Here is a 15,355-nt window from a genome sequence, read left to right as displayed (position 1 = left end):
AAGCTCGGCCCTTTCAAATCAGTTCACTCACCCCGCCGAGGCGGCGAGGCTCAATGGTGCTGCAGCATCAGCGCGCGCGCGGTCTCCCGAGCGAGATGGTCAGCGCCGCGCACGTTATCAAGGGTGATGGCGGCGCTGGCCAGATCACTCTCGGCCAACACATGTTCAAGTGTTTGTTCAACGACCTTCGCCATGTCCTGAAAACCGATGCGCTTTTCGATGAAGGCATCCAGCGCCTGTTCCTTGGCGGCGTTGAAAACCGCCCCGGCAAGCCCCCCGGCCTGCATCACCTCGCGCGCCAGCCGCAGCGCCGGCCAGCGGGTCTCGCAGGCGGGGCGGAAGGTCAGCTGCGAGAGCTTCACCAGATCCAGCCGCTCCACGGGAAGCTCTGCGCGCGACGGGTGGTTGAGGGCAAAGCCGATGGCATGGCGCATGTCCGGCGGGCCCAAATGCGCCATCAGCGCCCCATCGCAGAAGCCGACCAGCGCGTGGATCATGCTCTCGGGGTGGACGACCACCTCGATCTTGGCTGGATCAAGGTCAAAAAACTCTTTGGTCTCGATGACTTCCAGCGCTTTGTTGAACATGGAGGCGGAGTCGATGGTGATCCGCTGGCCCATGGCCCAATTGGGGTGCGTCGCCGCCTGTTCGGGGGTGGCGCTGGCCAGGTTCTCCAGCGGCCAGTCGCGGAACGCCCCGCCCGAGGCGGTGATGATCACCCGCTCGACGCGGCTCATTTCCTCGCCGATCAGGGCCTGAAACACCGCCGAATGCTCGCTGTCCACCGGCAGCACGCGGCCGCCATGGGCCTGTGCGGTGTGCAGCACCAGCGGACCGGCGCAGACCATGCTTTCCTTATTGGCGAGCGCCAGTGTGGCGCCCTGTTCCAAAGCCTTCAGCCCCGGCGCAAGACCAGCGGCGCCGACGATGGCGGACATCACCCAATCCGCCGGACGGCTTGCCGCCTCGCAGATCGCTTCCGGCCCGGCAGCGGCCTCGACATTGGAGCCCGCCAGCCGCGCGCGCAGTTCGGGCAGCAACGCAGGGTCAGCGGTTACGGCGATCTCGGCGCCGAATTTACGTGCGTCTTTCGCTAGTTGCGCGACGTTCTTGCCGCCAGTCAGCGCGACGACATGGTAGCTTTCGGGGTCGCGGGCGATCAGGTCGAGCGTGTTCTGACCGATCGAGCCGGTCGCGCCGAAAATGGAAATGCGCCTCATGTCGACGGTCTCACTCAACACCCGGCGGGAAGTCGACGATCTGCCCCGCGATCAGCAAGAAGAGCGCGGCGCCCAGCATGCCGTCGAAGCGGTCGAGCAGCCCACCATGGCCCGGCAGCAGGTTCGAGCTGTCCTTGACCCCGGCGCGGCGCTTGATGGTGCTTTCGGCCATGTCACCGATCTGGCTCGCCATGGAGATGGCGATGGACACACCGATCAGACCAAAGCCCGCCTCGCGCGAGATCATCGCGAAGATCGCACCAACGATGGCGGCACCGATCCAGCCTGCGGCGCTGCCCGACCATGTCTTCTTGGGGCTCACGCGCGGCCACAGCTTTGGCCCTCCGATGGCGCGGCCCGCGAAATAGCCCGCCACATCGGTGACGACCACCACGGTGACCATCCACAGCATCCACGTCAGGCCGAAATCCGAGCGCAGCGCCATGATGCCATAGCCCGCCAGCATGATCATCGCGGTGAACACCGCATAGGTCACGCCGCCGCGCTGCATCTGGCCAAAGCCCGCCATGGACGGCAGCAGCAGCAGCGGCAGCGCAAAGGCGGGCGGCAGGTAGATCGCGGCCAGCGCGCAGGCCCCCGCGACAGCGGCGAGGATTTTGGCCGAGCGATGGCGGTTGGTGTCCACCATGTTGACCAGTTCCCAGACCATGCCGCCGCAGGCCAGCGCGATGGCGGCGCGCCACCAGATGCCACCGAGCCAGACGCAGACCAGGGCGACGACGATAAGCACCGCCGCCGAGGCCATGCGCGGCCCCAGATCGCTCCAACGTGTGCTGTTCATGCCTTCACCCCGCCATAGCGCCGGTCCCGCGCGCCATAGCCGCCGATCAATGTAGAAAATTCCTCGGCCGAGAAATCCGGCCAGAGCGTGTCGACGAACTCATATTCGGCATAGGCCGACTGCCACAGCAGGAAGTTCGAAATGCGCGCCTCGCCCGAGGTGCGGATCACCAGATCGGGATCGGGCAGCACGCAGGTGTCGAGATAGCGCGGCAGGGTCTCTTCGTTGACCTCTTCGGGATCGAGCCGCCCGGCGGCCACATCCTGCGCCAGCCGCTTGGTGGCGCGGGCCACCTCGTCGCGTCCGCCGTAGTTGATCGCGATGGTGAGGTTCACCCCGGTGCAGCCCTCGGTCATCACCTCAAGCTCGTCCATCAGCGTGATCAGCTTCTTGTCGAGCTTGACCCGGTCGCCGATGAAGCGCACCCGCACGTTTTCGGCGTGCAGTGCGCGCGCCTCTTTCTGGATGTAGCGGCGGAACAGGCTCATGAGCCCGGCCACCTCGGTCTGCGTGCGCTTCCAGTTCTCGGTCGAGAAGGCAAAGATCGTCAGATATTGCACCCCGGCATCGGGGCAGGCCTCGACAATCTCGCGGACCCGCTTTGCGCCTGCGTGGTGGCCAAACAGCCGCGGACGTCCCCTTTGGGTCGCCCAGCGGCCATTGCCGTCCATGATGATGGCCACGTGGCGCGGGCCATTGCCGTCTCGGATCGGTTTGGGCATCTGCCCTCCTCGCTTCGGGCGTTTCCGCCTCAGACCTGCATGATCTCTTCTTGCTTGGTCTCCAGCGCGGCGTCGACCTTTTTGATGTAGGTGTCGGTCAGCTCCTGCACCTCGGTTTCCCAGAACTTCTGGTCATCCTCGGACATGCCGTCTGCCTTGGCCTTCTTGATCTGGTCCATGCCGTCGCGGCGGACGTTGCGAACCGCGACGCGGGCGTGTTCGGCATATTGACCGGCCACTTTGGTCAGATCGCGGCGGCGCTCTTCGTTGAGCTCGGGGATCGGCAGCATGATGATCGTGCCGTTGAGCTGCGGGTTGATGCCGAGGCCGCTCTCGCGGATCGCCTTTTCCACCTTGCCCACAAGGCCCTTGTCCCAGACGTTGATGGTGACCATACGCGGCTCGGGCACGTTGACGGTGCCGACCTGATTGATCGGCGTCATGGAGCCATAGGCTTCGACCTGCACCGGCTCGAGCATCGAGGCCGAGGCGCGGCCGGTCCGCAGCGACGCGAATTCGGTGCGGAGGTTCGCCATGGCGCCGTCCATGCGGCGCTGCAGGTCAGCGGTGTCGAGTTCGAAGTCTTCAGACATGTTGGTTCTGCCCGTTCAAGTCATTCCTGTTAAAAGGCGTTCTAAGCCACAGGCGCCCGGATGTATAGCGGTTTGCGGCCACTTCAGGCGCCGCAGAAGCCTCACGCTACGGCGGCTGCCTGCTCGCGAATACGCTCTACCATGGCACGAAGCCCGTTGGAGCGCTGCGCGGAAAGATGCTCGTTCAGACCCAGCCGCCCCAATTCGGCGCGGGCGTCGATCTTCAGCACCTCGGGCGCCGCCAGCCCGTCGTAGAGCCGGTGCAGCACGGCGATCAGGCCGCGCACGATCATCGCGTCGCTCTCGCCCTCGAACTGCAGCTTGCCCGCATCCCACGTCAGATGCAGCCAGACCTGACTGGCGCAGCCCTCGACCTTGGTGGCGGGCACCTTCAGCGCTTCGGGCAGCGGCGCCATCGCCTTACCCAGTTCGATCACCGTGCGGTAGCGGTCTTCCCAATCCTCGAGAAATTCGAAATCCTCGACCAGTTCCTCGAAACCTGCCTGTGCCATCTGCGCTCCTGCTGCCTGCGTCCATAGGTGCATGGGCCCGGAGCGGATCCCCTTGCCCATCTCATTGCACCAGCACGATCGGTGCCAAGAGGTAGGCGGCGGGGCGGCAAAGGTCCAGCCCCGGCAAACCGCGCTTTTCAAGCCCGCCGCGATGCGCTAACCCCGGAGGCAAGACAGGCAAAGGGCAGTTGCACCATGTTCAAAACCGTATCGGTCGTGATGATTTCGGCGCTGGCTTTGGCCGGTTGTGGCGGCCAGAGCGAGGCACCGAGCGTGAGCGCCGAGACCGGGGTGAACAACCCGCTGATCCCGCAGCGCAGCGCCGTGAGCTTCTTTACCAAGAAGGATGAGGTCTATCCCGGCCAGCCGGTCGGCGTGATCACAGAGCTGCTGCTGGAGCGGCGCCCGGGCGGCGCGATCCTGCGCGTCACCGGTGTCGCCGATTATCCCGGCCCCTTCGATGTGCGGCTGGTGCCGGTCGAGGGCTCGGAAGACACCGGCACGCTGACCTTCCGCCTGCTGGCGCTGCAACTGCCCGGGCCGCGCACCGGCGGCGAATTGGCCCGCACGGTGACCGCGGGCCTGTGGCTGAGCGACAAAGCCCTCGCGCCCTACCGCGCGCTGCGCGTCGAAGGGCTGCGCAACGCGCAGAGCATCAGCCGCTGAGAGTGTTTGGGGGGAGGCAAAAGCCTTTGAAGGCTTTTGCAACTCTCTTCAAAGAGAGTTGGGGCGCGCAGGCCTGAGCCGCGCGCCCTTTTGTTTTTAGATCTCGATGACCTGAACCGTCTTGCCCTTCGCGGCAAGGCCGATCTCGCCCGCGCAGAGCCGCAGCGCATCGGCACCGAAGACCTCGTGCCGCCAGCCGCTGAGCGCCTTCACGTCGCGCTGGCCCGCGGCGATCGCATCAAGCTCGGCAGCCGGGGCGATCAGTTTCGAGGCGACGCCGGAGGTTTCGGTCTTGGCCTTCAGCAGCACGCGCAGCAGATCCGCCAGCGCCGGGTTGACCTGTAGCTGGTCACGGCTGGCATCGACCTGCGGCAGGCTTTCCTTGGGCGCGTCGGTTCCGGCCTTCACCGCGGCGAGGATGCCCTCGGCGATCGCGCCCTTGCGCGCCTCGCGCAGCAGCAGGCGCGAGCGTCCGAGGTCTTCCATGGTCACCGGCTTGGTCGAGGCAAGCTCGGCCAGAGCGTCATCCTTGAACACCCGGTTGCGCGGGATGTTGCGGGTCTGAGCGTAATTCTCGCGGAAGGCGGCAAGCTCGCGCACGATGGCCAGAAACCGCGGGCTCGACGAGCGGGTGCGCACGCGCAGCCACGCCTCTTCGGGGCGGGTGATATAGGTCTCGGGATCGGTGAGCGTCGCCAGTTCTTCGGCCACCCAATGCGCGCGCCCGGTCTCTTCGAGCTTGGCGGCGAGAAACTCGTAGATCACCCGCAGATGCGTCACATCGGCCAGCGCGTATTTCTTCTGCGCCTCGGTCAGCGGGCGGCGCGACCAGTCGGTGAAGCGCGAGCTTTTGTCGAGCTGCTGCTTGGCGATGCGCTTGACCAGCGTCTCATAGCCTACCTGCTCGCCGAAACCGCAGACCATCGCGGCGACCTGCGTGTCGAAAAGCGGCTGCGGGATCACCCCGTTGTCGATGAAGAAAATCTCGAGATCCTGCCGCGCGGCGTGGAAGACTTTGACCACATCGGTGTTGCGGAACAGCTCCATGAGCGGATCGAGCGACAGGCCCTCGACCAGCGGATCGACCAGAACGGCATTCTCTTCGCCAGTGCCCGGGATCGCCAGCTGGATCAGGCAGAGCTTGGAGTAATAGGTGCGCTCGCGCAGGAACTCGGTGTCCACGGTCACGTAAGGCGCTTTGGCGGCTTCGGCGCAGAACTCCGCAAGCTCGTCCGTCTTGGTCAATGTCTTCATTCAGGCACCGGCTGGTTCTTGTTTCTCTTGGTTATCGCGCCTCCTACACCTTCGCGCGAGGAAGTTCAAAGCGGCGATGCAAGAAAGCCTCAGAGCGCCGCCTTTTGGCATCAAGCGCGGCGCGAGGAAGGTGTTGGGCGCCAAGGGCTTGGTGGATTCATCACGCTGCGTGATGACGTAGGCGACAAGCATTCGTTTTTGCGAAGGATCGCAGGCGCCTATGTTGCGGGTAATTCGAAATCACACCGCAACCCCAAGAGGAGTTCCTCCCATGACTTCGCTCGACCTTGCCTATAGCTACACCGCCCGCCCCGCCCCGCACGGCGGCGTCACCGCTGGACTTGCGGCGCTTGCCTTGCTGCTGCTGATCGGCCTTCCCGCCCTGCTTGCGCCCGCCCCTGAACCCGGCGCGGCGCAGCAGCTTGACTGGCATGGCAATGCGGCGGCGCTGGTGCCTTAAGGCAGCAGCACCGGCGTCTTGTCGTCCGCGGCAAAGCGGCGGAGCACGGCGGGATAGAGCTTGTGCTCCATCTCCAGCACGCGGGCGGCCAGCGTGTCCGGCGTGTCGCCCGCCAGCACCGGCACCCGCGCCTGACCCAGCAGCGGGCCGTCATCGAGTTCGGGCGTGACCTCATGCACGGTGCAGCCGTGCTCGGCGTCGCCCGCCTCCAGCGCCCGCGCATGGGTGTGCAGCCCGCGATACTTCGGCAAGAGCGAGGGGTGGATGTTCAGCATCCGCCCCTTCCACGGCTCGACGAAGCCCGCGGTCAGCACGCGCATGAAGCCCGCCAGACACAGGATGTCGGGCTGCGCCTTGTCGAGTTCCGCCTGCAGCGCCGCCTCGAAGCCGGGGCGGTCGCCCTTGAACGGGCGGTGATCGACCACGGCGGTAGGAATGCCCATCGCCTCGGCCTTCTTCAGCCCGCCGGCATCGGCGTTGTTCGAAAGTACCAGAACCGGGCGGGCCGGGTGATCTCCGGTCATGCTCTCGGCCAGCGTCACCATGTTGGAGCCCCCGCCCGAGATGAAGATCGCGACGCGTTTCACTTGAGGCTGCCCTCGTAGGAGACGCCCTGCCCTTCGGTCACTGTGCCGAGCGTGTAGACCGTCTCGCCCTCGGCCTCGAGCAGCGCTTTCAGCGCCTCGGCGCGGTCCGCCGAAACCGACAGGATCATGCCGACGCCGCAGTTGAAGGTCTTGAGCATCTCGGCCTCGGAGATGCCGCCCACCTCAGCCATCCAGCCAAAGATCGCCGGAAGCTCCCAAGAACCCAGGTCGATACTCGCGCCGCAGCCCTCGGGCAGCACGCGCGGCAGGTTCTCGGTCAGGCCGCCGCCGGTGATATGGGCCAGAGCATGCACGCCGCCCGCGCGGACCGCCGCCAGCGCCTGTTTGACGTAAAGCCGGGTCGGGGTCAGCAGCACCTCGCCAAGCGAGCCTTCGGCCCAGGGGCAATCTGCGTCCCAGCCAAGGCCGGAAACTTCGACGAGCTTGCGCACCAGCGAATAGCCGTTCGAATGCACGCCATCCGAGGCCAGACCCAGCAGCACATCGCCCGCGACCACGCCGCTCGGCAGGTCGGTGCCGCGCTCCATGGCGCCCACGGCAAAGCCCGCAAGGTCGAAATCGCCCGCCGGATACATGCCCGGCATCTCGGCGGTCTCGCCACCAATGAGCGCGCAGCCCGAGCGCACGCAGCCCTCGGCAATGCCCTCGATGACGCGCGCGGCGCTGTCGGTGTCGAGCTTGCCGGTGGCGAAATAATCGAGGAAGAACAGCGGCTCTGCGCCCTGACAGACCAGATCGTTGACGCACATGGCGACAAGGTCGATGCCCACGCCGTCCACATGGCCGGTGTCGATTGCGATGCGCAGCTTGGTGCCCACGCCGTCGGTCGCCGCCACGAGGATCGGATCCTCATAGCCCGCGCCTTTCAGGTCAAAAAGCGCGCCGAAGCCGCCCAGACCCGACATCGTGCCGCTGCGGCTGGTGCGTTTGGCCGCGGGTTTGATCCGCTCGACCAGCGCGTTGCCCGCATCGATATCCACGCCTGCATCCGCATAGGTGATGCCGTTCTTACCTTCGGTCATGCCAACCTCCGAGACCCCGTTTCGCGCGGGAATAGCGCAGGCGGAGGGCGATGAAAAGCGCCCTTGCCCGACGTTCGGTCAGCGCGGGCGGTGCGAAGCGTATTTGGGGAACAATGAAAGGCAAGGGGAAGGCTGGGCGGCGGCGGGTTTTGAGTATTTTTGGAAAGATGAAAGGGCCGCGGCGGCACGGAGTGCGCGGGGTGGAAAGTTCCGGGATTTCCGCAGCGTAAGTAACTTTCTTGCGGGCGCATACGTACTACTGGGTATTCACAGCCGCGTGAGGCTTGGCTAGCTTTCGCGACAGGCACAAATGCCTGCGGTGTCCTTGGGAGGGGACGCTGCTTCAGGGAGGAAAGACATGATCAACAAGACCTTCACGGCCGTTTCGGCCGCCGCTTTTGCTTTTGCAGGGGCAGCCTCGGCGCAGGAACTGCTCGAGATGACCTCGGGCTATTCCAAGAACCTGCCGATCCTCGGCACCGCGGCGGTCAATTTCGTCGACAAGATCAACAACATCTCGGAAAGCGTCGAGTTCGAGCATTTCGATCCGGGCGAGCTGGTGCCGTCGCTGGAGATGCTCGACGCGGTGTCGAACGGCTCGGTGGATGCGGCCTATTCGACCTCGGGTTACTGGCAGGGCAAGATGCCCGCCGCGGGCCTTTTCGCCGCCGTGCCCTTCGGCCCGGAGCCGGGCGAGATGCTGGCGTGGATGCTCTATGATGACGGCATGACGCTGTTCCAGGAGATGTATGACACCAACGGCTACAACGTGCATGTGGTGCTCTGCGGCTCCTACGCGCCCGAAACCTCGGGCTGGTTCAAGGAAGAGATCACTTCGCTCGAGGACCTCAAGGGCCTGAACATGCGCTTCTTCGGCCTTGGCGCCGAGGTGATGCAGAAGATGGGCGTGTCGACCTCGCTCTTGGGCGCGGGCGACATCTTCCCGGCGCTGGAGCGCGGCGCGATCGACGCCACCGAGTTCTCGATGCCGCTGGTGGATGCGAACCTCGGCTTCTACAACATCGCCAAGTTCAACTACTTCCCCGGCTGGCACCAGCCCGCCACCATGTTCGAACTGCTGATCAACAAGGATCGTTGGGAAGATCTGGACGAGAAGAGCCAGAAGCAGATCGAGATCGCCTGCATGGCCAACCTCACCGACAACTTTGCGGAAGGCGAGGCCAAGAACTTCCCGGCGATGGTCGAGAACGTCGAAGAGCATGGCGTGACGATCAAGAACTGGACGCCCGAGCAGCTGAAGGAATTCGAAGCGGCGTGGCTTGAGGTGGTGGAGGAGCTGAAGGCCGAGGACGAGATGTTCGCCAAGACCTGGGCCGACCTCAGCGAGTTCCGCGAGGGCTACTCCACCTGGTACAACAACATCTACCTGCCGCGTCCCTGGAAATAACAGCGAGCGGCTGAGCGCCGGGCCTTCGGGTCCGGCCCTTCCCGGCGCGCCCCGGTCTCACGCTGGCGCGCCGTTTTCGCGTCGAGACGCCCGCCTGGGCGCGGCGCGCATCCCCGACCAAGGCAGGCAAAGCAAAGGACAAGGCCCGTGGAGGATTTCAAGGTCGCCATCTCCGACCCCGGAGAGATCGGACGCAAGGACCAGAACCGGGGCGACAGGCTCATCGTGCATCTGTCCAACATCGTCGCCTGGCTGTTCCCGATCCTGATGATCGCCATCTGCGCGCAGGTCCTGCTGCGCGGCGCGGGGCACAACCAAGCCTGGCTCGATGACCTGCAGTGGTGGCTCTACGGTGTCGCCGTTTTGGTCGGCATCGCCTATGCGGTGACCACCGGCAGCCACGTGCGGGTCGATATCTTCTACGACAATTTCGCCAAGCGGAAACGGCTGATCATCGACATCATCGCGCTGGTCTGGCTGTTCTTCCCCTTCGTGCTGCTGTGCTGGGACGTGACGCTGGATTATGCGCTGACCTCCATCGCCTCGGACGAAGGCTCGTCGAGCCCCAATGGGCTGCACAACCTGTGGATCCTCAAGACGCTGATGAACCTCAGCTTCATCGTGATCATGGTGGCGATCTGGTCGGCCTATGTGCGCCACCTGTCGCAGCTGACGCGCCCGGCGCTGTGGAAGCAGCTGCTCTTTGCCCTGCCCTCCACCATCTTCGGTGTTCAGCTGATCATCTGGTACGCCTGCGTCGGCTGGCTGATGGCCACCGACCCCGAGATCGACAGCATGCGCAAGGCGACGCGCGCGCCGATCTTCGACGACCTCGCCTTCGGGCCGTGGGAAATGAAAAAGACCATCGCTCTGGCGCTTGTCGCCTCGGCGGTCGTGATTGTTGTGGCGCGTCTCTTCGCGCGTAAGGAGCGCTGAGATGCTGCAGTTCCTCGGCCAATTCCTGACGCTGAACGAGATCGCCGTCGCGGCGATGTTCCTGACCTTCATCTACATGCTGTTCCGCGGCATCCCCGTGGCCATGGCGCTGGTAGGCGTGAGCCTGATCTTCGTCATCCTGTCGCAAATCCTGCTCGACCCGTTCCGCGCCGACTTCAAGGACGTGATCGAGTTCGACCGCATCGGGCTGGAATACAACCGCCTGCTGGCGCTTTCGGGTCGCCTGTTTGGCAATATCGTCAACAACCCGGTGCTCGTGGCGCTGCCGATGTTCATCTACATGGGGCTGATGCTCGACCAGTCGGGCGTGGCGCAGCGGATGATGCACGCCATGCAGAAGCTCTTTGGCTCGCTGCGCGGGGGGCTGTCGCTGACCGTGCTGCTGATCGGCATCATCCTTGCGGCCTCCACCGGGGTGATCGGTGCCTCGGTGACGCTGCTGGGGGTGATGGCGCTGCCCGCGATGATGGCGCAGAATTACTCCAAACCCATCGCCACCGGCACCATCGCCTCGGCGGGGACGCTGGGGATCCTGATCCCGCCGTCGATCATGCTGGTGATCATGTCGGACCAGCTGGCGATCTCGCTCGGGGATCTCTTCATGGGGGCGCTTTTTCCGGGGCTGATCCTTGGGGCGCTCTACATCGTCTTCATCGTGGTCTATGGCTTCCTCTCGCCCGACGCGATGCCCGCGCCGGAGAAGTCCGAACACGTGGGCTGGCACGAGGTGAAGGAAGTGCTGCTGGCGGTGGTGCCGCCGATGCTGCTGATCCTGCTGGTGCTGGGCTCGATCTTCGTGGGTGTCGCGACGCCAACCGAAGCCTCTGGCCTCGGCGCGCTTGGGGCCACGCTCCTCGCGCTGCTCAACCGCAAGCTCGACTGGAAGGTGTTCCGCGAGGTGGCGCGTTCGACGCTCAACACCGCCGGCTACATCACCGGGATCTTCCTTGCGGCGAACTTCTTTGCCTTCGTGCTGCGGCGCTACGGCGGCGATGAGATCGTGCAGCACCTTGTGCTCTCGGCCTTCGACAACCCCTACCTGACGATCGCCTTCATCCTGTTCATCGTCTTCTGCCTCGGCTTCCTGCTCGACTGGATCGAGATCACCATCATCATCATGCCGCTGATGCTGCCGATCATCCAAGGGCTCGATCTCGCGGTACCGGGCTTTGATCAGGTGCGCGATCCGCAGGTGGTCTGGTTCGCCATCCTCGTGGCGGTGACCTTGCAGACCTCTTTCCTGACGCCACCCGTGGGCTTTGCGCTCTTCTATCTCAAGGGCGTCTGCCCGCCGGGTGTCACGCTGGCGCATATCTACAAGGGCATCATCCCCTTCGTGCTGCTGCAGCTTCTGGGGCTCTTCATCGTCTTCGAGTTCCCGGCGCTGACCACATGGCTGCCAGCGATGGCCTACGGAGAATGACCTTGACCTAAGACCGGAACCCGCCGCCCTTGCGCGGCGGGGTCTTCACGGGCATGTAGGCGCGGCACGAAGACCCCCGGGAGATCCCGCATGAGCCGCCCTGAAAAGCCCCAGTACAAAACCTGCATCGTCACCTCCGACTACCATGTGCCGGGCGAGACCTTCATCAACCGCCATATCGAGCACATCTTCGGCGGCGACACGGTGGTGCTCTGCGGCAGGTTCAACGGCAAGAACCCCTACGGCAAACCGCTGTTCGAGCGCCGCGCGAAGCTCTCGCTCTCCGACAAAGTGCTGGCACCGCTCGCCATGGGGTGGAATTCCCTGACCGAGGGCACGGGCCGCCTGCCCTTCGGCGCCAATAAATCCCATCTCAAGCACTGGTTGCGCGATCAGGGCGCCCAGGTCATCCTCGCCGAGTTCGGCACGCAGGCGCTGGTGGTGGCCAAGCTTGCCAATGAGATGAACCTGCCGGTCTTCACCTATTTCCGCGGCACCGATGCCTCGCGCGCGCTGACCTCGGCGCAGCGGGTCAAAAGCTACCGCAAGATGATGCCGCGGCTCGACGGGGTGTTCTCGGTCTCGCAGTTCCTGCTCGACAATCTCGCCAGGCACGGCGTCACCCACCCCAATTCCCACGTGGTGCCCTCGGGCGTCGACGTGCGCCGTTTCGTCCCGGGCGAGAAAGTGCCGGGCAGTTGCCTCGCCGTGGGCCGGATGGTCGACAAGAAAGCGCCGCAGGTGACACTGCGCGCCTTCGCCGCCGCCGCCAAGGGGCGCGAGGCGCATCTCACCTTCATCGGCGATGGCCCGCTGCTTGAGCCCTCCAAGGCGCTCGCGGCCGAGCTTGGCGTCGCAGAGCAGGTCACCTTCACCGGCGCGCTGCCGCACGACGAGGTCCGCAAGCAGCTGCTCACCACCGAGACCTTCCTGCAGCATTCGATCACCGACAAGAACGGCAATACCGAAGGGCTGCCCACCGCCATTCAAGAAGCGCTGGCCGCGGGCTGCATCACCGTCTCGACCCTGCATGCGGGGATTCCCGAAGCGGTGACCGAGGGCGAGACCGGCTTTCTGGTGCCCGAATGGGGCGAGGCCGGGTTTGCCGGGGCAATCTCGAAAGTGCTCGACCTGCCCGACCGCGCCGCCATGTCCCGCGCCGCCCGCGCCACCGCCGAGGCGAAATTCGACAACGCCATCCTGCTGGGCAAGGTCGAAGACGAGATCCGCCGCGTGGTCGCCCTGCGTGAAAACGCGGCCTGAGCCTTTCATCTTTCCATAAATACTCATTCGACGACTGGGCCCTTGCCAGCGCTTCGTAGAGGGGGCGCTGCCCCCTCGGCGCTGCGCGCCTCACCCCCGGGATATTTGTGCCAAGAGGAAGCTGCCGTCGGTGCGCGGCTTGCATCGTCGGGCGATTCCGGCCATGTTCTGAACAAGTGTTCATTTCCGGGGTTGGGAGGCCCCGGAGCCATCGGGAAAGGGAGGCCCCATGGAGTTTGCACCGAGCGAGGAGCAGCAGGCGATCTTCGACATGGCAAAGGCGTTCGGGCAGGAGCATATCGCGCCCTTCGCCCGCGACTGGGAGGCCGAGGGCACCATCCCCCGCGATCTCTGGCCAAAGCTGGCGGAACTGGGGTTCGGCGGGCTTTATGTCACCGAAGAGAGCGGCGGCTCGGGGCTGTCCCGGCTTGATGCCACGCTGGTCTTCGAGGCGCTCAGCATGGCCTGCCCCTCGGTGGCGGCCTTCCTGTCGATCCACAATATGTGCGCCAAGATGATCGACGCCTATGGCTCGGAGGAGATGAAGGCGCGGGTGCTGCCCGGCGCGCTGAGCATGCAGACGGTGCTGTCTTACTGTCTCACCGAGCCGGGCTCGGGCTCGGACGCCGCCGCGCTGCGCACCAAGGCCGAGAAGAGCAACGACAGCTATCGGCTCACCGGCAGCAAGGCGTTCATCTCCGGCGGCGGATATTCCGATGCCTATGTCGTCATGTGCCGCACCGGGGCTGAGGGGCCCAAGGGCATCTCGGCGCTGCTGGTCGAGGATGGCACCGAGGGGCTGAGCTTTGGCGGGCTCGAGCAGAAGATGGGCTGGAAGAGCCAGCCGACGCGGCAGGTGCAGTTTGACGGCTGCGAGGTGCCGCTGGGCAATCTGCTGGGCGAGGAAGGCAAGGGCTTTCGCTACGCCATGGCCGGGCTCGACGGCGGGCGGCTCAATATCTCGGCCTGCTCGCTCGGCGCCGCTCAGGCGGCGCTGGATGCGACGCTGGATTATATGGCCGAACGCCGCGCCTTCGGTCAGAGCATCGACCAGTTTCAGGCGCTGCAGTTCCGTCTTGCCGATATGGAAATCGAACTGCAGGCCGCCCGCGTCTTTCTGCGGCAGGCGGCGTGGAAGCTCGACACCGGCGCGCCCGATGCCACGAAATTCTGCGCCATGGCCAAGAAGTTCGTGACCGAGGCGGGATCAAAGGTGGTCGACCAATGTCTGCAATTGCACGGTGGCTATGGCTATCTTGCGGACTACGGTATCGAGAAGCTGGTGCGCGATCTGCGCGTGCACCAGATCCTCGAAGGGACCAATGAAATCATGCGCATGATCACCGCGCGCAGCCTGATTGGAAGCCGATGACCGAGATGCCCACGCTGGAAAACCCGATGACAGAGGTCGAGACCCGCAAGAGCGGCCGTGCCGGCCATATCACCCTCACCCGCCCGAAGGCGCTAAACGCGCTCAGTTGGGAAATGTGCCTTGCCATCGAAAAGGCGCTGGACGCTTGGGCGGACGATCCCGAGGTGGCGCTGATCATCCTCGATGCCGAGGGCGAGCGGGCCTTCTGCGCCGGGGGCGATATCGCCGAGATGTACCGCCGCGGCCTGAAGGGCGACGTGGATTTCGGCCGCCGGTTCTGGGCGGATGAGTACCGGATGAACGCCAAGCTCGCCGCCTACCCCAAGCCCATCGTCGCCTTCATGCATGGCTTCATCATGGGCGGCGGCGTTGGTCTTGGCGGGCATTGTTCGCATCGGATCGTCGGCGAGAGCGCGCAGGTGGCGATGCCCGAATGCGGCATCGGTTTTGTGCCCGACGTCGGCGGATCCTGACCTTCTGGCCCGCGCACCGGGGCGGCTCGGCGCGCATCTGGCGCTGACCGCCGCGCGCATGGGGCCCGGCGATGCGCTGCACGCGGGATTTGCCGATCACTTCGTGCCCGAGGAAGACTGGGTGTTGCTCAAAGAGCGCCTGATCGACAGCGGAGAGGCCTCGGCGCTGGAAGAGGTGGCGCGCCCTGCCCCGGAGAGCCCCATGGCCGCGGCGCAGGCAGAGATCGACGCCGCCTATGCACCCGGTAGCCTGCCGAAAATTGCCGAGAGCCTAGAGGCCGAGAGCGCCGATTGGGCCGCGGCCGCGCTCAAGCAGATCCGCCGCAATTCGCCGCTGTCGATGGCGACCACGCTGGAGATGCTCGCCCGGCTCGGTCCGGCGCCAAGCGATATCGACGCCGCGCTGGCGCAGGAATTCCGCGTCGCCTACCGCATCATGCAGGAGGGCGATTTCCTCGAAGGGGTGCGCGCGCAGCTGATCGACAAGGACCGCAACCCGCATTGGGGCATGGCGCTGGACGCGGTGCCGCCAGAGCGTGTCGCCGCGCTGCTCGCTCCGCTGGGGGCGCAGGAACTGGTGCTCTGACGGGGCGAATGCAG

The 15,355-nt window shown here is 65.2% G+C and carries 15 protein-coding genes and 1 pseudogene; 8 read left to right on the top strand and 8 right to left on the bottom strand.

Translation table 11 applies throughout. The features are described from left to right. Positions 1-50 precede the first annotated feature (50 nt). The 5 genes from dxr to ACXAD2_RS18250 form a co-directional block, all read right to left on the bottom strand. Positions 51-1,220: a 1-deoxy-D-xylulose-5-phosphate reductoisomerase gene (gene dxr, locus ACXAD2_RS18270; RefSeq protein WP_475172669.1), complete on the bottom strand. Its 1,170-nt coding sequence runs from the start codon at positions 1,218-1,220 to the stop codon at positions 51-53. Between the two features lie 10 nt (positions 1,221-1,230). Further along, positions 1,231-2,022, bottom strand: coding sequence for a phosphatidate cytidylyltransferase (locus tag ACXAD2_RS18265; RefSeq protein WP_164179631.1), 792 nt, complete (start codon positions 2,020-2,022; stop codon positions 1,231-1,233). Continuing rightward, positions 2,019-2,744, bottom strand: coding sequence for an isoprenyl transferase (locus ACXAD2_RS18260; RefSeq protein WP_066099873.1), 726 nt, complete (start codon positions 2,742-2,744; stop codon positions 2,019-2,021). Before ACXAD2_RS18260 ends, ACXAD2_RS18265 begins: the two co-directional genes overlap by 4 nt. Before the next feature lie 29 nt (positions 2,745-2,773). After that, a complete protein-coding gene (frr, locus tag ACXAD2_RS18255; protein WP_066099870.1) occupies positions 2,774-3,337 on the bottom strand; it encodes a ribosome recycling factor in 564 nt (187 codons plus the stop codon). Positions 3,338-3,438: 101 nt separating this feature from the next. Beyond that, a complete protein-coding gene (locus tag ACXAD2_RS18250) occupies positions 3,439-3,849 on the bottom strand; it encodes a SufE family protein (RefSeq protein WP_066099867.1) in 411 nt (136 codons plus the stop codon). A gap of 195 nt (positions 3,850-4,044) precedes the next feature. Between ACXAD2_RS18250 and ACXAD2_RS18245 the strand changes: the two genes are divergently transcribed. Then, positions 4,045-4,515, top strand: a complete 471-nt coding sequence (locus ACXAD2_RS18245) for a hypothetical protein (RefSeq protein WP_224900619.1) — start codon at positions 4,045-4,047, stop codon at positions 4,513-4,515. Positions 4,516-4,611: 96 nt separating this feature from the next. Here ACXAD2_RS18245 and rnd read toward each other — a convergent pair whose 3' ends face one another. Beyond that, a complete protein-coding gene (gene rnd / locus ACXAD2_RS18240; protein WP_066099860.1) occupies positions 4,612-5,769 on the bottom strand; it encodes a ribonuclease D in 1,158 nt (385 codons plus the stop codon). A 271-nt stretch (positions 5,770-6,040) separates the two neighbouring features. On the opposite strand from rnd, the gene ACXAD2_RS18235 reads away from it, so the two are divergent. Then, the gene (locus ACXAD2_RS18235; protein ID WP_066099857.1) at positions 6,041-6,229 is read left to right on the top strand and encodes a hypothetical protein; all 189 of its coding nucleotides are present in this window, start codon (positions 6,041-6,043) and stop codon (positions 6,227-6,229) included. On the opposite strand, the gene purN is transcribed toward ACXAD2_RS18235, so the two are convergent. Then, positions 6,226-6,816, bottom strand: a complete 591-nt coding sequence (gene purN / locus ACXAD2_RS18230; RefSeq protein WP_066099850.1) for a phosphoribosylglycinamide formyltransferase — start codon at positions 6,814-6,816, stop codon at positions 6,226-6,228. The two genes, ACXAD2_RS18235 and purN, sit on opposite strands and share 4 nt — an antisense overlap. Next, complete coding sequence (gene purM, locus ACXAD2_RS18225; RefSeq protein ID WP_066099848.1) at positions 6,813-7,859, bottom strand: phosphoribosylformylglycinamidine cyclo-ligase; 1,047 nt, start codon at positions 7,857-7,859, stop codon at positions 6,813-6,815. Before purM ends, purN begins: the two co-directional genes overlap by 4 nt. Positions 7,860-8,217: 358 nt before the next feature. Here purM and ACXAD2_RS18220 point away from each other — a divergent pair, with 358 nt between their 5' ends. The 6 genes and pseudogenes from ACXAD2_RS18220 (at position 8,218) to ACXAD2_RS18195 (ending at position 15,341) form a co-directional block, all read left to right on the top strand. After that, positions 8,218-9,267, top strand: coding sequence for a TRAP transporter substrate-binding protein (locus tag ACXAD2_RS18220; RefSeq protein ID WP_193789497.1), 1,050 nt, complete (start codon positions 8,218-8,220; stop codon positions 9,265-9,267). 147 nt (positions 9,268-9,414) lie between these two features. Next, a complete protein-coding gene (locus ACXAD2_RS18215; RefSeq protein ID WP_475172655.1) occupies positions 9,415-10,203 on the top strand; it encodes a TRAP transporter small permease subunit in 789 nt (262 codons plus the stop codon). Position 10,204: 1 nt separating this feature from the next. Beyond that, entirely contained in the window at positions 10,205-11,647 is a 1,443-nt protein-coding gene (locus tag ACXAD2_RS18210; RefSeq protein WP_475172652.1) for a TRAP transporter large permease, read from the top strand. Positions 11,648-11,737: 90 nt separating this feature from the next. Then, the gene (locus ACXAD2_RS18205; RefSeq protein WP_475172649.1) at positions 11,738-12,910 is read left to right on the top strand and encodes a glycosyltransferase; all 1,173 of its coding nucleotides are present in this window, start codon (positions 11,738-11,740) and stop codon (positions 12,908-12,910) included. Positions 12,911-13,139: 229 nt separating this feature from the next. After that, positions 13,140-14,282, top strand: coding sequence for an acyl-CoA dehydrogenase family protein (locus tag ACXAD2_RS18200; protein ID WP_475172647.1), 1,143 nt, complete (start codon positions 13,140-13,142; stop codon positions 14,280-14,282). Positions 14,283-14,308: 26 nt separating this feature from the next. Beyond that, positions 14,309-15,341, top strand: a pseudogene (locus tag ACXAD2_RS18195) (enoyl-CoA hydratase/isomerase family protein). Positions 15,342-15,355: the final 14 nt, after the last annotated feature.

This window comes from Salipiger sp. ABN3_019, from assembly GCF_056158605.1.
This window is presented reverse-complemented; position numbering and strand designations above follow the sequence as displayed.